This is a genomic window from Alteromonas macleodii ATCC 27126 (genome assembly GCF_000172635.2).
Lineage (GTDB): Bacteria > Pseudomonadota > Gammaproteobacteria > Enterobacterales > Alteromonadaceae > Alteromonas > Alteromonas macleodii.
In genome coordinates, this window is the sequence record NC_018632.1 from 190,373 (window position 1) to 211,550 (window position 21,178).

The following is a 21,178-nucleotide window of genomic DNA, read 5'->3' on the forward strand; positions in this document are numbered from 1 at the left end:
TATGCTACACTTCGCGACCTTATTCTTGATGCAGCAGAAACAGGTGTTCTCTGCGCGCTTTTATGTTTTTTTGATTTTATTTATTGAGGGAAACAGACGCTTTGAACGCTTTGGAATTACGCGCCGCGCTTGCACTCGCCTCCGTTTACGTATTACGCATGATGGGGTTGTTCATGGTTATGCCCGTGTTGGCTGTAGCCGCAATGGACTACCCAGATTACTCCCCGCTATTGGTAGGGCTTGCAGTGGGTGGATATGGCCTAACCCAGGCTGCGCTGCAAATTCCTATGGGCATGATGTCTGACAAATGGGGGCGTAAACCCGTTATTTTGCTGGGGCTTGCTGTATTTGCTTTAGGAAGCTTTGTAGCAGCAAACGCCGACAGCATGGTTATAATGATTGTTGGGCGTATTCTTCAAGGCGCTGGAGCTATTGCAGGTGCGATAATGGCCCTTGCTACCGATGTCAGCCGGGAAAGTCAGCGAGCCAAAGTGTTAGCTATTATAGGTATTGCCATTGGCTTTTCATTCTATTTAGCCGTTATTTTAGGGCCACTTATTGCGAACAGCTACGGGCTTGCCGGCGTGTTTGGTATTACTGGTATTCTGGCTATTCTTTGCATGCCGCTAGTCAAATGGGTAGTGCCAAACGGCGTGCAGCTTAGTAGCGGTGATACACTCCCGCAAAAAGACCAGCTAAAGCGTTTGGTCTTTTCTTCTCAGTTATGGCGTTTAAATATCAGCGTGATGATTCTACACATGATGATAACGCTGTTGTTTGTTCAACTGCCCGTAACGCTACTGAACTTTGATATGACGTTAGATAGCCATTGGACGGTTTACTTACCCGTTTTAGGCGCGTCAATTGTAGGTCTAATTATAATGATGGGAGCAGCAAGAGGCCGTACGCCTAAATCGCTCCTTGTAACTGGCGTTGTATTAATGGGCGGCGCGTTTTTGGCGCTGAGCCTAGAAGACCATAGCTGGTGGTGGGTTACCGCAGCCGTAGTGCTTTTCTTTACTGGCTTTAACTATTTAGAAGCGAATTTTCCTGCATTGGTGTCGAGTATTGCACCAGCGGGCCAAAAAGGAACGGCTATGGGCCTCTACGCCAGTTTTCAATTTTTCGGTGCGTTTTTGGGCGGTGTAATTTCTGGTTTCGTCACCGATATTTGGTCGCAAGAGTTAGCTTATGGCATTGGTGCCGCTAGCACTCTGCTTTGGCTTTTTATTATTCTTGGTGTTAAAGAAGTGAGCCGGGTTAAGCGTGTGATGATGAATGGAGATTTTGATAGTTCAAATGTTTCCAGCATTGAAGCCGAGCTGCTGTTAGTGCCTGGTGTATTGGAAGTGACATTAAACAGTCAAAATAACGCGGTATACCTGAAAGTTGATCGTGATTTTGATGCGGTAAAAGCGCGAGACGTGTTGTCTGCATAGTTGCTTATCTCATTGCAACCATGAAAGGTTAGCATCACACTATTTTTGAAAAGGAAGCGAAGACCATGATTGACCTAAGCAGCTACAAAGCCATTATTTTTGATATGGATGGCACCTTGGTCGATTCAATGGGGGCGCATATTGATGCGTGGCAGCTTACGTGCGATGCGTTTGGTTATCCCTTCGACCGAGACTACCAATACAGTTTAGGTGGTGTTCCTACCTTTGAAACCTTACATCTTATGAATGCAAAGTATGGAAAAAGCCACGATCCAGCAGAGGTTGCTCTATATAAAAAACAGGCGTTTGAAGGGCTAGACCATGTGCCAAGGCTTATCCAAGATACCCTGGACGTGTTTAACCATTATAAGGGAAGCATGCCCATTGCAGTGGGGACAGGTTCAGATAGGCAGCACGCGCAAATGGTGTTAAATGAACACGGCCTGCTAGCCCAATTATCTGCGCTGGTTACAGCCGATGACGTCACTCAAGGTAAACCTCACCCTGAAACCTTTGTGCGTGCGGCAGAATTAATGGGTGTAGCACCACAGCATTGTGTGGTGTTTGAAGATACCGACATGGGACGAAAAGCGGCGATTGACGGTGGCATGGCGTGCTTTATGGTCGACAATACGCGGCTTATCTACTGAATCTTACCCTGATTGAAAGTTCGAGCTTAGGGCTTACGCTCACTCAATCGCGTTCACTTTATAGTTTCTTGGGCTTATACCGCCTCTAGTTCGCTTAGCGCATTTCCGCAGTTGTGTAACAGTGAAGACTTTATACGTTTGGTGGCATCATCAATGGCGGTTTTCATTGCATCGATAGCAATCTGATTGCTCTCTTTTTCACTGACACTGGCGTTCACATTCATGCTTTGCCCTCTGAAGGTAGTGGCGGGTGAATACTCATCGGCATAGTCAGGTTTGTACTTAACATTGAGCACCACGGTGGCAACCATATTACTGCCTAAGCTTTTTATAAACGCGCGGTTTAGTACTACTTTCACGCTGTTGGCTGCTTCAATATCTGGGCTGACATTCATCGCTTCTAAGCTTTGCTGTAACAGTGAATAGAGCGTGTCTTCTGTTACATTACTGCTTCCAACGAGCAAGTCTTTACTCGACCGTATGTCGATTAGTTCTGCCAAGTTAATTGGACAAGCTTTCGCTTTAGACATGGTTAGTTGATAGTCTTTTCTCTGCGACGCAGGAATTAATGATGAGTCAAGCTCGGGTGGCGTAGACTCGCAGGCAATAAGCAAGGGTAGGGCACAGCAGGCAACAATAAGTCGAGCTGGTGATGTAGCGTAAGACATGGAAAATGTTCTACTTTTCATTAAATTATTTTTGTTTTATGCAGATAAATTATGCAAGTAATATTGTCTTTAGTATAAGAAAGTTTGTATCGCTAAGAAACAGAACAACTGTTGCAAACTGTTACAGCTTGTTTAGCATAGGTGTGGGACTGTTGATTTTGCTGAGCGAGTTTTTGATCAGCGACACAACCATTACACCTATGTAACCTGAATAAAAATTTCGCCATAACCATTCAACACGGACAGTTCTTTAATGATGAGCTTAAAAAACGCGGTAATTAGTGTAGTTGCAAGTGTGTCACTTATTGGGTGCGCAATTAACGTGTCCCCTTCGGCCTTCTTTTATCAAGACACTCAGCAAAAGCCCCTTGATACTACGAAGCTACACGCGGCAATTCAAAAAGACAAAACCTCAGCGGGCATAACCCGTGTTGAAGTTAAAAATGACGCTGGGTTAACTTTGAGAGGCGTTGCTGTTTCTTACCCTGACCCTATTGTTAACATTGTTTTCTTTGCAGACAATCGTATGCCTGTAAGCGAAAACAACAGCGTTATTCATAGACTGGGTAAGTTGCCCGCTAATATATTGTGGCTCGATTATCAGGGAGTAGGAGCCAGTGATAAAGCGAAGGACTTAAGTATTAACGCTATTAAACAAGATGCGTTAACCCAGTTTGACTATGTAGCAAGTGCGTTTGACGCCTCAATTCCCACTATCGTTCACGGCCGAGGTATAGGCAGCTATTTCGCAAGCTATGTTGCTGCAAATAGAAAGATAGACGCTTTAGTATTAGACGGCGCTTTCAATAATATCTCTGATTTAATTGCCAACATGGTGCCAGGCTTCTCTAATTCATTCACAAACATGAAGCTTCACGATGAAGTTCATAGTATGCAAATAGCCCCAATCTTGCGTCACTATGAGGGACCGCTATGGCTGGTGGTGGGTGAGGAAGACAAAATAACGCCTTACCCGATTAGTCAGCAGCTATTAGAAGATGCATCAAGTAGCGAAAAGTATATTTCGGTCATTCCTGGTGCGACGCACAACGCAACGCTAAAAAGTGACTATGCCATACAAGAGTACAAGCAGTTTTTAGCAAGATTCACTCAGTAACAGAAACCTTACTCGTTGTGGATAAGTAGTGGAAAACCTTGTTGGTAAGTCTGTTAATAGCCATATAGAACAACAGATCACGATCTTTTCATCACTTTCTGGTCGGATCACGAAATGTCAGTTAAATCAAGCGCTGTAGAGCAACTGTGCTCGATCTTAATCTTTTTTGATCGTAAAGCTGTGCAGGATCAGGCAATTTTGCTCTTTGGGGATAAAAGTTCGAGGCAAAACGATCAAGCGGGTATTTTTGTCAATAGTTTCGTGTCATGAAATTTTTAGAACACAGTTGCTCAACTATACATCGAATTACGATTAATCATCCATCAAACTGGCTTGTAAGTGATTAAATAAAATACCCGCCATAGGCGGGTATTTTTTTGGTCTATTAATTTCTGAAAGGAAAACGAACAGCTAAACCCTAACCATTGAATCTCGTTTTACTACTGTAGGAGTATATTTAAAGGTAAGCCCATCTTCTGGTTTGCTTCCCGATGCATACTTCAATGCAAGTTCCGCCGCTTTTGCTGCCATCATTTCTACTGGATAACGCAGAGTCGTTAATTTAGGACGACAGTACTTTGCTAACAGCACATCATCGTACCCCATCACAGAAACTTGTTCTGGAACTGAAATACCATGGTCCTGCAGCATGGTCATAGCACCAGATGCCATAGCATCGTTATAAGCCAAAACAGCAGTGAATTTTGCACCAGTAGCAAGCAAGTTTTGCATTGCCAGTTCACCACCTTCCTGATCGGGCGTAGCATACTCAATCATGCTTTCAGGCAAGCTTAAATTCGCATTGTTAACTGCGTTTCTAATCCCTTCGAGGCGATGATTAGGATCGTCTATGCGATACTGACTGCTTATCACCGCGACATGTTCATGGCCTTGGTTGATGGCATATTCCGCCATAAGGCGACCACCGGTTACGTTATCAAGCCATACACAACGATTTGCTATCTCTGGTATATAGCGGTTAATTAATACAAAGCCTGGAACTTGGTTTGCAAAACCGATCAAGGTCTCGTCATCAAGTGCTTTGCTGTGCACTACCATGGCTTCTACTCGATGCTCTAGCAGTGTTTCAATAGCGCGAAGTTCAGTCTCTTTTTCAATAGAGCCGGCACTTAATAAAATTTGAACGTTATTTTTGCGGGTAATGGACTCCACACCGTGGGCTAACATAGCGAAAAATGGGTCGTGGAGCTCAGCAATGACAACGCCTAAAGATGCGCTACGTTTGGTTACAAGTGCCCGCGCATTAGCGTTGGGACGATAACCCATTTCTTCCATGATTTTTTTGACACGCTTGCGAGTATCATTGCCCACTTTAGGACCATTATTAATAACTCTTGATACGGTCGCTAATGAAACGCCAGCGGCTTGGGCGATATCTTTTATTGTTGCCATTTTCTTTCAAACTTCGTTTTATTGCGTGGAGTGTCGATTGACCTGATTGCCATAGCGTACATTATATTTACAAAAAAAGATAAAATTCTAACGCTTAGCTTGTGGTGTCTTTTACGGGGCTGAGATGCATTAGAGAGATAAAGAGCGTTAGATTACCTAAGTGGTTTTACCTTCTATGATTGTTAATCAAACCGCTGTAAAAAAGAATGGAAAACGTATAACCTCCTAGACATTCTGAAAGATTGCATTATTCATTAATGTATAAAAAATGTGTGGTAGGTTGGAAAGCGTCAGTTTACTAAGCACGTCTTAAGGTAAAAATTTTGTTATGAAAATAAATGTATCTGCATTTGGTGAAGTAGAAGGCGAAGTCATAAACGCCTTTACGTTAACTAACGACAACGGCATGTCAGTTACCTTGCTTAACTACGGTGGAATTGTTAAAGAAATTCACTTCCCGAATGCAGAAGGTGAATCGGTAAGTTGTGTCCAAACTTTCGAGACTCTACAAGACTATATAGATGACCCGAGCTATCGCGGTGCGATCGTAGGACGCTACGCAAACCGAATTGGACATGGCTCGTTTGCGTTAAATGGAACAGAGTACACCTTAGATAAAAATGGCGGTGAACATAATCTACACGGCGGCCTAGCTGGGTTTCATAAGAAGGTTTGGGCGGCAAGCGTCCAAGAGACGACAGACAGTGTGGCTGTAACATTTACCTTAACTAGTCCCGATGGGGAAGGTGGCTTTCCCGGTACTGTTAATGTAGAGGCATGCTATTCCCTTGATCAAAACAATGAGTTATCTCTTGTGATCACCGCAAACACAGACAAAGAAACCCCGCTTAGTTTCACGCAGCATGCTTACTTCACGTTGAGCAACGACCCGCAAGTGGGTAATACATTGCTACATATAGATGCTGACAAAGTCACGGACGCAGATAGCACCTTGCTGCCAACTGGAAAACTGGTCGAAGTTGCCAATACTCCCTTTGATTTCACGAAACCTACAGCAATAAAAGAAAGGGCAGAGCAATCTAATTCCCATCCATTATTTGATAGGGTGGGAGGCTACGACCACAACTATGTACTCCGTGATACGCCTGAGCATACCCCACAAGCAACCGTAAAGGCACTTGATACTGGTATTGCTATGTCGTTATTTACTAACTTGCCGGGTTTGCAGTTTTATACTGGCGGGTTGAAAACCGACGATCAGCTTGGTGCCTTGTGCTTAGAACCACAGCATTTCCCGGATGCACCCAATAAGCCCGAGTTTCCAAACTGTTTCGTAAAAGCCGGGGAAACCTTCAAAGCAAGTATGCGATACAAGTTCAGCGCATAGAAATCGTTATGTAGTGACAAAAGAAAATTATTTGTTATCAATTTAACAATTAATTTTCTTTGTTACGCAATTGATAAACGTAGAAGCTTGCTATATCATTATCAGGGTAAACGTTTAACCCTATTTGATGTTGCGCATTAGAGCGTAGCAGGCTAATTCAGAGAGAGTGATTATGGGAACCCCTTTCGACCCTACCAACGATCCACATCGCCGTTACAACCCTTTGTTGGGTGAGTGGGTGTTAGTGTCGCCTCACAGAGCGAAGCGCCCTTGGCAGGGAGCCTCAGAAGAGCCAAACAACGAACAAAAGCCATCTTACGACTCTACGTGTTATTTATGTCCAACAAACACCCGCGTGAATGGTGAAGTTAACCCTGATTACAAAGGTACGTTTGTTTTTCAAAACGATTTTGCTGCCCTTAAGCAAGATACAGAACAAGCCAGTGAGAAAAAGGGGCTGTTTCAGTTCGAAACTGAGCAAGGCTGCAGTCGTGTTATTTGTTTTTCCCCTGATCACAGCAAAACGTTACCTGAGCTTTCCGATGAAGAACGCGTAGACGTAGTCAACACGTGGAAAGCACAAACCGCTGAACTTGGTGAAACCTATCGCTGGGTACAAGTTTTTGAAAACAAAGGCTCAATGATGGGGTGTTCAAATCCTCACCCTCATGGTCAAGTATGGGCGCAGCAGCATGTGCCTACCGACCCAGCGAAAAAAGTCGTGCAGCTACAGCAATACTTTGGTGATAACGGCACGCCTATGCTGTTGGACTATGCCGAACAAGAAGTAGCGAAGCAAGAGCGAGTCGTGTGTCAAAATGATGATTGGGTTGTAGTTGTACCATACTGGGCCGCTTGGCCTTTTGAGACGCTACTGTTACCCAGATTTGACGTGCAATCTATGCACATGCTCTCGGATTCTCAGTCGCTATCTCTTGCTAAGATCATTGGCGAAATTACAGCGAAGTACGACAACTTATTTGAAACGTCTTTCCCATACTCTATGGGATGGCACAGTGCCCCATTTGATAGTGAAGCGCACCCTGAATGGACGCTACATGCGCATTTCTTCCCACCACTTCTGCGCTCAGCAAGTGTACGCAAGTTTATGGTTGGGTACGAAATGATGGCAGAGGCACAGCGAGATTTGACCCCTGAACAAGCGGCAGACAGATTAAAAGCACTATCCACAGTGCACTATAAGAAACGTGAGAATGCGAATGGATAATCAAGTACTTTCTTCTAATTTTGAAACGCATTACGGCGAGGCGCCAGCGTTAATCGCACATGCGCCGGGTCGAGTGAACATTATTGGTGAGCACACCGATTATAACGAAGGGTTCGTATTTCCGGCTGCAATCAACTTTGGAACGTGGGTTGCGGCAACAAAGCGCGCAGATAACGACATCGTGGTTACCGCGATGGACTACGAAAATCAGCAAAACCAGTTCTCGTTGTCAGACATTAACTATGACGAAGAACAAGGATGGGCAAACTATGTTCGCGGCGTAGTGAAAGTACTTAAAGAGGCCATTCCAGATTTTGGCGGCGCTAACTTATTGGTTACGGGCAATGTGCCACAAGGCGCTGGGTTAAGCTCTTCGGCATCTTTTGAAGTGGCTATATTAAAAGCGTTAAGCGCGCTGTATGAGTTGCCCCTCGATGGCGTACAGGCTGCACTGTTAGGGCAGAAAGCCGAGAATACGTTCGTAGGCTGCTCATGCGGAATTATGGATCAGTTAATCTCTGCTATGGGTAATGAAGGCATGGCAATGCTGCTTGATTGCCAGTCGCTAGCCATTGAGCATTCACCACTACCAGACTCGCATCAAATCGTTATCATCAATTCGAATGTTAAACGTGGTTTGGTTGACAGTGAATACAACTTGCGTCGTCAGCAGTGTGAACAAGGCGCGTCGTTATTGGGTGTGTCATCGTTACGCGAAGCAACTATGGAAATGCTAGAAGGCGCTAAAGCACATATGCCAGAGGTGGTTTATCGCCGCGCGAAGCATATTGTTACCGAAAACGCTAGAACACTGGCAGCAAGCCAAGCCTTAAAAGCTGGCGACATCGAAACGGTTAGTGAAGCCATGGCGCAATCTCACATCTCCATGCGTGATGACTTTGAAATTACCGTTCGCCCAATCGATTACTTGGTTGAGATCATTGGTGAAGTGCTGGGTAAATCGGGTGGTGTTCGCATGACTGGCGGTGGATTCGGCGGCTGCGTAGTGGCCCTTGTACCTACCGACAAAGTTGAAGCGGTGAAGCAAGTCGTGGCCGACAAGTACTCTGATGAAACAGGGTACAGTGCTGATATTTATGTGTGTACGGCTACACAGGGCGCGTTCGCCTAATTATCGATTTAAATACAGCCTTTATGCACAAACCTCTCCCCTTTCTAAACAATCCTATTCTTTAGAATTGTTTGTGTCCCTTAAGCCGCATCCATTGGTTGCGGCTTTTTTTTTACAAAAAGTGCACATTTCTAGTTAAAAAAAGTAAACAAAGTGTGATACTAATACTACCCGCAATAACGCGATAAGTTTAACGGTGAGTTTTTCACCCATTTATGATTTATTGTGCTTTGCGAAACGCGTTTTAATAACGTGACACTGGTGTGGCAACAACCAATATAATAATAAAAACAATTTTTCACCTGTGTACCCTGCATAACAATCGCCGCACCCAAAATAAGAACTTTGGGAAAAACTATGAAATTAGCATCAATAGATATCACGTTGTTCGTGGTATACGTCGTCGCGCTTGTCGGAATTGCGTGGTGGGTTTCTCGCGAAAAGCAGGGTCATCAAAAAGACACAAATGATTACTTTCTAGCGGGCTCAAGCTTGCCATGGTGGGCAATTGGCGCATCACTCATCGCTGCCAATATTTCTGCCGAACAAATCATCGGCATGTCGGGGTCAGGTTACCAGTTGGGGCTTGCCATTGCGTCTTATGAGTGGATGGCCGCCATTACGCTGCTTATTGTCGGCAAGTTCTTCTTACCTATCTTTCTTAAGCATAAAATTTACACCATGCCTCAATTTCTTGAGCAGCGATATGATCATCGCGTGCGCAAGGTAATGGCAATATTCTGGCTAGGTGTTTATGTTTTTGTAAACCTAACGGCTGTGCTGTGGTTAGGTGCATTGGCCATCAATACCATCGCGGGTGTTGATATGGTTTACGGCATGATGTTCTTAGGTCTTTTCTCGTTAACCTATTCACTTTACGGCGGCTTGAAAGCGGTAGCACTCACCGACATTATTCAAGTCGTGTTGTTGGTTATTGGTGGCTTGTTCCTGTCGTATACGGCGTTAAACCTAATCAGCGACGGCAATGGTGCCATCCAAGGTTTTGTTGACCTTACTAACAAGCTCCCTGAGAAATTCGACATGATTTTGTCAGAAGACAACCCGCACTATATGGACTTGCCGGGCATTTCTGTATTGATTGGCGGTATGTGGATCATGAACCTGTCGTATTGGGGCTTTAACCAGTACATCATTCAGCGCACGTTGGCGGCAAAGAGCGTTCAAGAAGCGCAAAAAGGTATTGCGTTTGCGGCTTTCCTAAAACTGCTAATGCCGCTAATTGTGGTATTGCCAGGGATTGCAGCAGTGCTAATTGTGCCAGACTTAGCTAAACCGGACCAAGCATACCCAAGCCTAATGACGCTGATGCCTGTTGGCCTTAAAGGTATTATCTTCGCAGCCTTGGTGGCGGCGATTGTGTCCTCGCTAGCGTCGATGACAAATAGCGTTTCTACTATTTTTACCATGGACCTTTATAAAGATAAGCGTCCAAACGAGTCGCAGCAGCATTATGTGAAAGTGGGTCGTATCGTAAGCTTGGTCGCGCTTATCATTGCTATGGTGGTGGCCAAGCCGCTGTTGGGTAATTTTGATCAAGCATTCCAGTATATCCAGGAATTCACGGGCTTCTTTACACCAGGTATCTGCGCATTGTTCGTTTTAGGTATGTTCTGGAAGAAAACCACAGCAAACGGTGGTCTGTTGGCCGCATTAGGCTCATTTGTTTTAAGCATTGCGTTTAGACAGTTCTGGCCTGAACTGCCGTTTATTGACCGTGTTGGACTTGTCTTCCTGCTTTGTATTGCTTTAGCTGTGGTTGTTTCTTTGCTAGAGAAAAAAGGTGTCAGTGAAAACGCTGTCGACCTAAACGAAGTGCAGTTCAAAACCACAAGCGGATTTAATGTAGCATCTATCGCTGTAGTTATCCTTACAGCGGCGTTTTACATTACGTGGTGGTAGCAGACAAAGAAGGGCGTTTTTAATCGCAACGCCCTTGCTAAAATTAGCTAAAAACAACGCGAAAGTTCAGAAGACGCTGACAATAAATTTTGTTAAGTTCTAGAACGTGTTGCAGTTAGTAACGTAAACCTGTGGCGAAAAACTTCAATTTTCCCTCATAAAATACGGTATACTAACCGGCTAATATTCGATGAACTTTCGCGCTTGCTGATGTCTTACTAAGAAGAGTTATACAGCAAGCCACTAAAAACGTTACAGGAGACATCAATGGCAACGAAAGGCGTTAATAAGGTTATTCTTGTTGGAAACCTTGGCAATGATCCTGAAGTTAGATACATGCCTAACGGAAACGCCGTTGCGAACTTAAGCCTAGCAACTAGCGAAAGCTGGAAAGACCAACAGGGTCAGGTTCAAGAGCGCACTGAGTGGCACCGCCTTACAATGTACCGTCGCTTAGCAGAAATTGCCGGAGAGTACCTGAAAAAGGGCTCGCAAATTTATGTTGAAGGTAAATTGCAGACGCGTAAGTGGCAAGATCAACAAGGCCAAGATAAATACACCACTGAAATTATCGTAGACCAAATGCAAATGCTTGGCGGTCGCGGCGGTGAAGGCGGTGGCGGTAACGGTGGTTACCAACGTCCTCAGAACAACCAAGGTGGTTACAACCAGGCGCCAGCACAAGGCGGTTATAACCAAGCGCCACAGCAAGGTGGTGGCCAGCAGGGCGGCTACAACTCAAACCAAGGTGGCGGCTACAATCAAGCGCCTCAAGGTGGCAATCAAGGTCAGCCAAAGAACCCACCAATGGCTGAGCCAGATTTTGACTTCGACGATGACATTCCGTTTTAAGAAAAAACTGTTCACGTGTTGAAAATCATCTAAGAGCCGCTTTAATAGCGGCTCTTTTTTGAGCTAAGTTCGCCCAATTATGAGATTGGTGCCCGCCATTCTTCCCCCGATTACCTTAAAATAATTTCATCATATTCCCATTGTTGTTTTCCCATAAACGCGATGAGTGAGCTTTAAGAATTACGTGTAAAAGGTTGAGTTTTTGCAGTGTCAGTAGTAGTAACCTTGGTGGCTTTTGTTTTGTTGTGTCTTAAAAGCAGCGTGTTGTTTGCGCAAACAGGCGGCGAGTGTGAAGAGGAAAGCTGCGCCTCCAAAAAGCCTACAGTAGTATGGTTGCGCCCACCCGAGCTTGGAATCGAAGGCAGTGGTGTCAGTATCACTTCAGGGCCGATCTATGACGTCATGGCGTACCTCTCTACACACCTGCATAACTACGAACACCAATTTGAAGCTTATCCGGTTAAACGTGCATGGTCGTTGGTACAGCATCAACAATCCGCACAAAAAGTGTATTGTTTTTATGGCGCCGCTTACCAAGAAGAACGCGCTGAGTGGGGATATTACTCCCAGCCAACCTCTATAAACTTACCGCTACTCATTGTTGCAAGAAAAGCGCCTCAGCCTTCATTGAAAAATGAATTAGATACCGCGCAGTCTCAGCCAACGCAGGGATATTTTGAGTCCATTTCTTTACGCGCTCTGCTTCAGCAAAATTTGAGAACGGTACTCTACAACGATGTGAATAACGTATACGCCGATACTGTTGAGCAATGGGCTACAAAAAACAATGTGGTTCGTTTAAATGGGTTAGGCAAAGACTTAGGCATGCACACCATAGCCCTACTGGAAAGTGGAAGAATAGACTTTGGCTATGTAGGGCACCGCGAGCTTTCAGCATTACCAGAAGAAGAACTCGATGCGCTTAATGTTTATCAAATCAGTGAACTGTCACAGCAGCTAAGAGGAACAAAGCGCTTACTGTGTTCTAAGAGTGAGCTAGGACAAGCGGTAACGAGTGATCTAGACAGCGCGCTAACTCACATTACATCCACGCCTATGAAAAGCCAAACCTTAAGAGACATTAACTTTGTGGCAGATGGATACCCTTTATTTCTTAAACCGCTTTTTGATGAAAGGTGGAAGCAATACCTTTCAAATTAAAGGCTTTCAAGGTGTTACGTTTTACCATTACTTTCATGACAATTCATGCTTAAAGCGCCCTGTTTTATTACCGCCCCTTATTCTTCTTAATCAACAATAATAATAGTGTTTGGCTTGTGCGATACCCGTGACGAGGTATTATGAATTTGCCTGTTAATAACGAGAAAATTACCCAAATTATGAAAACGTTATCCCTACTTTTTGGCGGTGCTGTTCTGGCTTCAGCGACCGCGGCCATATCTCCTTCGGTATCAGCTGCTCAAACGCTTTATAAGCCGTTTCCAGCCGACGTAATGCCATCGTTAAGTGACAAAGGTAACTATGATGTTGGCGTAAAGACAATCGAAGCGGCTTATCCTGTTAAAGTAAAAGACATTGCTGGTAATGAAGTCGAGCGATCACTTACTTTGGAGGTTTGGTATCCTGCAGCAAGCTCGGCTCAAAAGGCCACGTACATTAATGAAACAAGAAGTGGTCAGGTGTTTGAGGTACAAGCTGATGCAAGCCGTGATGCGCCTATAGCCGCTGCTGACACTGATTTTCCGGTAATAGTTATCTCTCATGGTTATACCGGTTACCGCACCCTTATGTTTTATTTAGGCGAACACCTTGCGTCTCACGGTTATGTAGTAGCGGCAATCGACCACACAGATTCCACAAACAAAGATGTTAATTTTGCAGAAAATCCGTATTCAGGTTTTCCAAGTACGTTATTAAATCGTTCACGAGACCAAGTTCTTACATTGAACAGCATCAGCGAAAATACCTTTTTTAAAGAGAGTGTGGATGCAAGCAAAGCGGGAGTGATTGGCTATTCAATGGGGGGCTACGGCGCAGTTAGCACGGTAGGAGGATGCTATGCTTTTAACGACCAAACCGCCGCAACCTTCACTGGTACACAAGATCCTAAAACGGCGGCGTTAATTAAAGAAGCGCTTAACACCTGCGCAGGTGGCAAGGCCAGTAGCGAAGAAGCATTACCAGCCTGGAAAGCGGCGCTAGCACTTGCGCCATGGGGCGGGCAACATCAGCTATTTGATGTGCAATCGCTAAACAATATTAAAGTTCCTGTTCTTTATGTTGCTGGGGATAACGACGATATTTCTGGCTACGACGGTATAAAGTGGTTATTCGATAATACCGGCAGTAAAGAATCTAAGTTACTAACCATCAAGAATGCACGCCACAATGTTGCACCTCACCCTGCACCTAAAGAAGCTTATGGCAGTGAATTTGATTTGGGAAGTTACATTGAGCCAGCATGGGAAGTGCAAAAGCTTAATGCCATTAACGAGCATTTTGCGCTTGCGCTTATGAACTGCCATGTGAAAGGTTTAAAAGATGATTGTGAATACCTGAACGTGAGTGGCAGTAGTGCCCAAGTACCCGTAGATGGCAAAAAGCCAGAGCCTTGGAAAGGGTTTGACGATCGCTGGGCGTTAGGCTTGGAGATGCAAAGCAAGTAAGCACCACAAAAAAGCGAGCAGCGGCGTAACACCGCTTAGCTCGCTTTAGCTTCTAGCTTTCGAGTCGAGTCTTCAGCTCTATACCGCTTTAACGGTATAAATTAGTGCAGTTTGCGGGAACAATACCGGCAGCTGCATGCCGTATTTCATCAATACTTCACCTGAGAATACTTGGCCATCAGTTTGTTGCAAAATAGACGGGGTGTATTCTTTTAGCTTTTCAGGCCATACACGCTCAATGGTGTATTGTTTATTAGCATCAAGACCTGCAAAGTAGAAGCGGTTTGGCGTAGTGCGAACAGTTTCCAAAACGCTGTTATATGCAAAAATACCTTCTTGCTTGTCTTTAGATACATAACCAAATTTTACGTTCATGCCGTCATCGTCCATGCGGAATAGATCGCCGCCGTGGGTGATATGACGATACTTTTTGTAAAGTGAAATAGCATCAGTAAGCACGCTTTGCTCGTGGTCAGTAAGTTCACGTGGGTCCATCTCTATACCCATATGGCCAAACAAGGCTACTGCCGAACGAATCTCAATAGGTAAGTGTCTACCCGTTATATGGCAGTCGCGCGGGCCAACGTGTGCGCCCATTACTTCAGCCGGGAAGAAATAAGAACAACCACGCTGAATATACAAACGGTCTAGTGCGTCGTTAGAATCCGACGTCCAGAAACGATCTGTGTGTGGCAAAATACCTAAATCTACACGGCCGCCGCCTGAACAACAGCTTTCTATCTCAATGCCTGGCTTAGCTGCCTTGACGCGGTCTATTAAGCTGTAAAGCGCAGCCATTTGACCATGCATCGCAGGTTTACCGTGAAGGTTGCCGGGGTGGTTTACGTCGCGGTTCATGTCCCATTTGATGTAGCTGATTTTGGGGTACGCCTTCAATACATCAGTAATCACTTTGTAAAGGTACTCAACCACTTCGGGGTTGGTTAAATCCAATACGTACTGATTTCTGAAAGGGACGTGGGGGTTATCCTCGGTTTGCAGCGCCCACTCAGGATGTGCGCGGTACAGGTCACTGTCGGGGTTTACCATCTCTGGCTCAAACCAAATACCGAATTCCATGCCAAGGCCAGTAACATGGTCAATGAGCCCGTCTAGTCCTTCAGGGTAGATAGCTTCATCAACAAACCAGTCGCCAAGCCCAGCCTTGTCGTTTCTGCGCCCTTTAAACCAACCATCATCTAACACAAAGCGCTCAATGCCCAAGGGTGCAACTTTATCGGCTAAGGCTTTAAGTTCATCTTCGTTATGATCGAAATAAATACCTTCCCAGGTGTTGTAGTGCACCGGGCGAGGCTTCGATTCAGCACTGTGGTTTAGCACGTTGCTGCGAATGAAGTTATGGAACTGTTGTGATAGCGAAGAGAAACCTTCACAGCCATAGCCTGTGTAAAGCACGGGGGATGTATAGCTTTCGCCAGCGTTAAGTACCACTTCACCTGGAAATAATAACTCACCAAACTGCACATAGCTTCTGCCATCAGCCATTAGCTCAGCGCGAAGCTTGTGGTTTGCAGAAGCGCCAAGGTGATAACCATAGCACTCACCGTTAAGTTCACCCGTGCCTTGAGGAAATGCAATCAGGCCAGGGAAGGTGTCGTGAGATGTTTTGCCTCGGCGATTTTCACGTACATAACTTCCAAAGAAGAGGTCGTGATCTTTGGTTTGAAACTCTGCTGACCAGCGGCCTTCAAATGTTTTAATTTTGCTTACGGACGTAGGCAAGGGCAGGCTAGCGGCATTCAAATAGCCTAAATTGAGCGGTGTTTCGCCACTGTTTTCGAGACGAGAAACGTATTTTACTACGCTCGTTTTGTTATCGAGCTCAACAGTTGTGATAAGACGCATACCGCGGCGAGCGTCTTCGCTTACGAAAGCAACAGACTGTGCATCTTCATTTATTTCGGTCAGGCTAAAGCCTGCTGACCACTGGTCGGCATCGCCCGACACTTCAAGACCTGGCTGACCCGTCCAGCCGTCACCGTGAGTCGGTACCAACGTAATCGGCGGTTCAATTACGGGTGCGCATTTGGCTTCTTGACGGGTGTTTAAAACGCTCAGCATTTCTGGTGTTGTACTGTCACTTAACGGCGCACCATAGTAAATGACTTTGGGCATACGACCCTGGCAGTCGAATATTAATGTGGCTTTCTCGTTCGACAAACGAACGAATGATGTGAGTGACGACATAAAAACCTCATTTTACATGCCTAGATGTTTATAGCGCATGTTGTTAAAAGAAAAGATGACTGAAAAGTACAGAAGGAACATCCGTACGGTTTTATGATTTTACAACGGTTTATCGAGCTTAATACCTGCTTTCTTGCACGGTCGTCGAGTGATTAAATCTGTTTCAATCACGCTTACAGAGTCTTCTCCCTGCTTTCATCTACTTCACAGCGTGTGGCGGAACAAAAGTACGCAACAAACCGTACTTTTGCTCCGCCACAACCGTAGTAATCCTAGTTATCTGAACCAGCCAATATATGGCTGACCTTATTAGCCGTGTGCTTCTTCGCTCTCTATCAAACGACCACGCCATTCTGCCTTTTGCTTAAATACAACCCGATTTAAGACAAGGGCGAGGGCAATACAGCAAACCAATGTGACCAACATCAGGTGAATGTAGTGCAGGCCGAAAGGAGCGTGCACAAAGCTAAAGAAAGCGTATAGACCCACACCAAAGACAACTGCCGCTATTCCCGCGTTGGCGTTTACGTTATTAAATAGTAATCCAACAATAAAGATGGAAAGAATAGGCATACTTAACAACCCGAAAAGTTGTTGAAGCAAGTTGATGATGCTTTCTGCTTGCGCGTACACAGGAACCATAACTAGCGATACAATAGTAAGCGCCGCGGTCACAAAGCCGCTTAAGCGTGCAACGTTTGGCTTCTTCTGAAAATACGCCTCGTGTATATCGCAAACATAAAGTGCAGTCGCAGAGTTGAGGTTACTGTTGTAAGTAGTGAGTACTGCGGCAGCGAGGGCCGCTGCAAATACACCTGATAGCCAGCTAGGTAAAACATCACCTACCAACGTACCGTAAGCGGCATCGTTGATATCGCCGTACAGCTTATACGAAATGATACCTGGAACTACGATAATGGTAGGAACAACGATAAAGCGGATGATCGCTGCAGCGTATACGCCTTTCTGTGCTTCCTTTAAATTAGGTGCAGCCATGGCGCGCTGGGTGATTACCTGATTCGTACTCCAGTAGAAAGTCTGGATAAACACCATACCGGTTAATAACGTGTGCCATGGTAGAGGTGAATCATTATCGCCAATTAGGGTTAAGCGTTCGGCAGGTATGCCCGAGAAATCAAAATCGATTGCGAATAGTGCAAGAACGACAACAACAATCGCCATAGTCAAAAGCAATACGCCAGAATAGGTATCTGAAACTGCAACCGCGCGAAGCCCACCAAAGATAGCGTAGAAGGCACCAATCAATGCAAAAGCGGTGGCAACATACATAAGTGGAATGTCTACATTGAACATGTTAATCATGAAAAGCGAGCCGGTGTAGATTACGGCAGGCATGAAAATAAGGCTGCTACCTAGGAAGAAAAGAAGACCTATTAGTGCTCTTATATGCTTGTTGTTATAGCGCATTTCCAGCAATTCGGTGGTTGTGGTGCACTGATAATGATAATAGATGGGAAGAAAAACTCGCGCGAGAATGATAAGGCCCGCCACTGCGGCAAATTCCCACCACGCAAGCAGTGCCATTTGGTTACCGTTCATCCCTACAAGTTGATCGGTACTTAAATTAGTTAACGTTATTGAGCCCGCGACGTATATCCATGTTAGTCCGCCGCCAGCTAAGAAATATTCTTTGTTTTCGTTGGCTTTACTATGCCCATGACCGCGACACTTTAAATAGGTAAGAAGCCCGATAAGTGCGGTGATGAAAATAAAAACGACAAGTTGGGTTAAGCTGCCTGACACGAAAAACTCCTCAGCAGAATAAAGACAAAAGGGGGCAACAGCGCCCCCTTGATAGACTAGTTGTTATTAGAAGCTAGCACGAACACCAACAGCGTAACGAGCACCGTCAGCAACTTGTTGAACGAAATGTTCTGATAAGCGACCGCGACGCGTTAGCTCTTCGTCAGTAATGTTAATGCCTTCGAAGAATACCGTAAGAGACTCAGTTACATCGTAACTTACACTCATATCAACTTGGGTGTAAGTCTCAGTGAAACGAGGCTCAGTACCACCAAGAGTACTTACCGCTTCTTGCATAAAGGTTTCACGATTGTTCAGTGCAACACGCGCTTGGAACGCATCTTTTTCGTAGAACAATGTAATGTTTTGTGAGTTACCTAAACCTGGTAGGCTAAATTCTGCATCTGAGTTAACGATAGTAGCATTAGCTTGGATACCGAAGCCGCTTTCAAGCGTGTGCAACCAAGCAAGCTCTAAACCTTCAACTTCAAGCGTATCGCCGTTACGAGGGCGCAGAACGCTAAATACATACTCGCCACTTTCTAAGAAAAGAGACTCATCAGCAACATCACCTGCAATGAAGTCTTCCACTTCTTTGTTAAAGGCTGCAGCTGAGAAGTAGCTAGTATCGTCGTAGTACCATTCTAAAGATACATCCCAGCTGGTGGCTTTATATGGCTTAAGTTCAGTGTTACCCGCTTGTGCTTGCAAGTTACCCGGACGGCTCACAGTAACATTAAATACAGGCACTAAGTCATCCATCATTGGACGCGTTAGCGTTTCAGAAAACGCATAACGTAGGTATAAATCGTCTGTTAACTGTAGCTTAACGTTTAAGTTAGGAAGCAGCGAAGAGTAGCTGTTTTTCTCGTTAACCGGCGCACCTACTTCTGTTTCATAAACTACATTAAGGTCTGACGGATCGTTAGGGATTGGCTGAAGATCTCTTACAATCTGACTTGTCCCGTCTACTGAAGTGTCAGTTTCGCTGTAGCGGAAGCCAAAATTCACATCAAGTGGCATCTCTGAGATTTCAGTAGTGAAGTAGAATTGTGCGTACGCACTTAATACTTCTTCGCTCACTACGAATGAGTCATTGCTTGGCTGTGGGTTGCCGATATTTGTTGCATCAATCGCTGCGCGAACGTCGTCAAACGATTCACCTGTAGCGTCTGCAATTTGCTGCACCGCTGCATCAGACGTTGCGTAGTCAAAGAACGCTTCAGGGTCATAAGTTAGCCACTGATTAGGCACACCGCCGAAGTAGTTTTGTGCAGTAAATACACTTAGAAGCTCGTCAGGAAGATCGAATGTGTAGCCGCAATAAATGTCACAACCAGAAGCGAACAAGCGAGTATTAGATTTTTCACGATCTTGGAAATAGATACCGAAATCTGCTTTATAGAACGCATTGTCTGAATCAGGTACCCAAGAGAAGTCTGCACGGTATTCACTGATGGTATCTTCCGTGTCAAAACCGTTGCGCTCATTGTAGTGCATACGACCTAGTGAAGGTGTTTGTAAAGCGGCATCACCACCGGCAACAGTCAATGATGGAGTAGCACCTGTGAAATCTACACTGTATTCGTTGTTATAACCCACAACAGTGAAGAAGTTGTCACCGCCACTGCTGTCTTCGGCAGTTGAAGTTGAGATATCAATGTTTGCTGTTAAGTTGTCGTTTACTAACCACTCAAAGTTTGCACCGAATGCTTGGATTTCAACATCTCGGCCGTAGCGGCGGCGAATAAAGTCAGTCGCACCACCAACACCGTCTACAACGGTGCTTGTTACACCTGATAGACTACCGTTGTCAGTAAAAGACATGTTGTCGAGGTTGCTATCAGAGAACCAATGGCCAACACTGTGTGCGTCTGAGTCAACTTCAAATTTAGAGTAAAGACCATCTAAGGTAAGCGTCATATCATCGTTAGGAGCATACTGAACAACAAGGTTACCAGATGTTCTTTCACGATCGACTAAATCAACGATTTGGTCAAAGTTCTGCGGAATGTACACACCGTTGAACTGAGCATTGTCAGCGTAATCAGGGTTATCTAGCTCAGAACGATTGGTTAGGCTAACTTCAGGACGCCAGTAGCGAGTTTCTAGCATGTTTGTTTGTAGCTTACGCTGTTGGAATGATGCAGCAGCTAACACACCTAGTTTACCATCCATAAAGGTATTGGTAATTAAGCCCGACATTTGTGGCGTTGTTTCTTCAGAAATGTCTTCGTACATGCCTTTTACACTTGCAACGGCCTTGAAGCCGTCAAATGCGAATGGGCGAGCAGTTGTGATTTCTACGGTTGAACCGATACCACCTTCTTGCATAGAAGCGAGAGGGCTCTTGTAAACTTTTGCACCGCTGATTAGTTCAGCTGGAAGCGTATCGAAACTAAAAGCACGACCTTGGTTTTCTGTAGCAATCTGGCGGCCGTTAACAAGTACGGTGTTAAAATCTGGGCCGAAACCACGCACAGTAATAAATTGACCTTCACCACCTGAACGATCAATGGCAACACCAGTAATTCTTTGTAGTGATTCTGCTACGTTTTGGTCTGGAAATTTACCTAGGTCTTCAGCCGTAATACCGTCGTAAACAACATCAGATGCTTTCTTATCTAGCATTGATGCTTTCAGAGAGCTGGTAAAACCTTTAACTTCGATAACTTCCACTTCTTTATCAGTAGCAGTAGTTGCTTCCTGTGCCAGTGAAATAGGGGCGTGTAGGGCAGAGGCGATAGCAACACCTAAAAGTGAGCGTTTCGCGATAGGGCCTAACTGTGATGTGTTAATTTTATGTGTCACT

The 21,178-nt window shown here is 45.0% G+C and carries 15 protein-coding genes; 10 read left to right on the plus strand and 5 right to left on the minus strand.

From position 1 onward, the window contains the following. Positions 1 to 101: 101 nt before the first annotated feature. Positions 102 to 1,439: an MFS transporter gene (locus MASE_RS00860; RefSeq protein WP_014947871.1), complete on the plus strand. Its 1,338-nt coding sequence runs from the start codon at positions 102 to 104 to the stop codon at positions 1,437 to 1,439. 65 nt (positions 1,440 to 1,504) lie between these two features. Continuing rightward, the gene (locus MASE_RS00865; protein ID WP_014947872.1) at positions 1,505 to 2,089 is read left to right on the plus strand and encodes an HAD family hydrolase; all 585 of its coding nucleotides are present in this window, start codon (positions 1,505 to 1,507) and stop codon (positions 2,087 to 2,089) included. A 74-nt stretch (positions 2,090 to 2,163) separates the two neighbouring features. Here the strand turns inward: MASE_RS00865 and MASE_RS00870 are convergent, their stop codons facing one another. After that, positions 2,164 to 2,778, minus strand: coding sequence for a hypothetical protein (locus MASE_RS00870; protein ID WP_232306440.1), 615 nt, complete (start codon positions 2,776 to 2,778; stop codon positions 2,164 to 2,166). Between the two features lie 232 nt (positions 2,779 to 3,010). Here MASE_RS00870 and MASE_RS00875 point away from each other — a divergent pair, with 232 nt between their 5' ends. Further along, positions 3,011 to 3,874, plus strand: coding sequence for an alpha/beta hydrolase family protein (locus tag MASE_RS00875; RefSeq protein WP_014947874.1), 864 nt, complete (start codon positions 3,011 to 3,013; stop codon positions 3,872 to 3,874). 411 nt (positions 3,875 to 4,285) lie between these two features. On the opposite strand, the gene MASE_RS00880 is transcribed toward MASE_RS00875, so the two are convergent. Next, a complete protein-coding gene (locus MASE_RS00880; RefSeq protein WP_014947876.1) occupies positions 4,286 to 5,287 on the minus strand; it encodes a LacI family DNA-binding transcriptional regulator in 1,002 nt (333 codons plus the stop codon). 328 nt (positions 5,288 to 5,615) lie between these two features. On the opposite strand from MASE_RS00880, the gene MASE_RS00885 reads away from it, so the two are divergent. The 7 genes from MASE_RS00885 (at position 5,616) to MASE_RS00915 (ending at position 14,394) form a co-directional block, all read left to right on the plus strand. Next, entirely contained in the window at positions 5,616 to 6,635 is a 1,020-nt protein-coding gene (locus MASE_RS00885) for an aldose epimerase family protein (protein ID WP_014947877.1), read from the plus strand. Positions 6,636 to 6,807: 172 nt separating this feature from the next. After that, positions 6,808 to 7,863 (plus strand): UDP-glucose--hexose-1-phosphate uridylyltransferase, encoded by a 1,056-nt coding sequence (locus MASE_RS00890; protein ID WP_014947878.1) that lies wholly within the window; start codon positions 6,808 to 6,810, stop codon positions 7,861 to 7,863. After that, positions 7,856 to 8,995 (plus strand): galactokinase, encoded by a 1,140-nt coding sequence (galK, locus tag MASE_RS00895; RefSeq protein WP_014947879.1) that lies wholly within the window; start codon positions 7,856 to 7,858, stop codon positions 8,993 to 8,995. The genes MASE_RS00890 and galK overlap by 8 nt, the downstream gene beginning before the upstream one ends. A gap of 357 nt (positions 8,996 to 9,352) precedes the next feature. Further along, positions 9,353 to 10,915, plus strand: coding sequence for a sodium/sugar symporter (locus tag MASE_RS00900; RefSeq protein ID WP_014947880.1), 1,563 nt, complete (start codon positions 9,353 to 9,355; stop codon positions 10,913 to 10,915). A gap of 267 nt (positions 10,916 to 11,182) precedes the next feature. Further along, positions 11,183 to 11,767, plus strand: a complete 585-nt coding sequence (locus MASE_RS00905) for a single-stranded DNA-binding protein (protein ID WP_014947881.1) — start codon at positions 11,183 to 11,185, stop codon at positions 11,765 to 11,767. Positions 11,768 to 11,974: 207 nt separating this feature from the next. Next, the gene (locus tag MASE_RS00910; protein ID WP_014947882.1) at positions 11,975 to 12,928 is read left to right on the plus strand and encodes a hypothetical protein; all 954 of its coding nucleotides are present in this window, start codon (positions 11,975 to 11,977) and stop codon (positions 12,926 to 12,928) included. 140 nt (positions 12,929 to 13,068) lie between these two features. Further along, positions 13,069 to 14,394, plus strand: a complete 1,326-nt coding sequence (locus MASE_RS00915) for an alpha/beta hydrolase family protein (protein ID WP_014947883.1) — start codon at positions 13,069 to 13,071, stop codon at positions 14,392 to 14,394. 78 nt (positions 14,395 to 14,472) lie between these two features. Here MASE_RS00915 and MASE_RS00920 read toward each other — a convergent pair whose 3' ends face one another. From MASE_RS00920 to MASE_RS00930, 3 genes are all read right to left on the minus strand, one after another. Continuing rightward, the gene (locus MASE_RS00920; protein WP_014947884.1) at positions 14,473 to 16,602 is read right to left on the minus strand and encodes an alpha-galactosidase; all 2,130 of its coding nucleotides are present in this window, start codon (positions 16,600 to 16,602) and stop codon (positions 14,473 to 14,475) included. A gap of 309 nt (positions 16,603 to 16,911) precedes the next feature. Continuing rightward, on the minus strand, positions 16,912 to 18,366 hold the full coding sequence (locus MASE_RS00925; protein ID WP_014947885.1) for an SLC5 family protein: 1,455 nt from the start codon (positions 18,364 to 18,366) through the stop codon (positions 16,912 to 16,914). Between the two features lie 66 nt (positions 18,367 to 18,432). Continuing rightward, positions 18,433 to 21,177 (minus strand): TonB-dependent receptor, encoded by a 2,745-nt coding sequence (locus MASE_RS00930; protein WP_014947886.1) that lies wholly within the window; start codon positions 21,175 to 21,177, stop codon positions 18,433 to 18,435. Position 21,178: the final 1 nt, after the last annotated feature.

Excerpts from the sequence above, each read along its gene's own strand:
- MASE_RS00865 (WP_014947872.1), top strand. The coding sequence starts at position 1,505 with ATGATTGACCTAAGCAGCTACAAAGCCATTATTTTTGATATGGATGGC.
- MASE_RS00870 (WP_232306440.1), bottom strand. The coding sequence starts at position 2,778 with ATGAAAAGTAGAACATTTTCCATGTCTTACGCTACATCACCAGCTCGA.
- MASE_RS00875 (WP_014947874.1), top strand. The coding sequence starts at position 3,011 with ATGATGAGCTTAAAAAACGCGGTAATTAGTGTAGTTGCAAGTGTGTCA.
- MASE_RS00880 (WP_014947876.1), bottom strand. The coding sequence starts at position 5,287 with ATGGCAACAATAAAAGATATCGCCCAAGCCGCTGGCGTTTCATTAGCG.
- MASE_RS00885 (WP_014947877.1), top strand. The coding sequence starts at position 5,616 with ATGAAAATAAATGTATCTGCATTTGGTGAAGTAGAAGGCGAAGTCATA.
- MASE_RS00890 (WP_014947878.1), top strand. The coding sequence starts at position 6,808 with ATGGGAACCCCTTTCGACCCTACCAACGATCCACATCGCCGTTACAAC.
- galK (WP_014947879.1), top strand. The coding sequence starts at position 7,856 with ATGGATAATCAAGTACTTTCTTCTAATTTTGAAACGCATTACGGCGAG.
- MASE_RS00900 (WP_014947880.1), top strand. The coding sequence starts at position 9,353 with ATGAAATTAGCATCAATAGATATCACGTTGTTCGTGGTATACGTCGTC.
- MASE_RS00905 (WP_014947881.1), top strand. The coding sequence starts at position 11,183 with ATGGCAACGAAAGGCGTTAATAAGGTTATTCTTGTTGGAAACCTTGGC.
- MASE_RS00915 (WP_014947883.1), top strand. The coding sequence starts at position 13,069 with ATGAATTTGCCTGTTAATAACGAGAAAATTACCCAAATTATGAAAACG.
- MASE_RS00920 (WP_014947884.1), bottom strand. The coding sequence starts at position 16,602 with ATGTCGTCACTCACATCATTCGTTCGTTTGTCGAACGAGAAAGCCACA.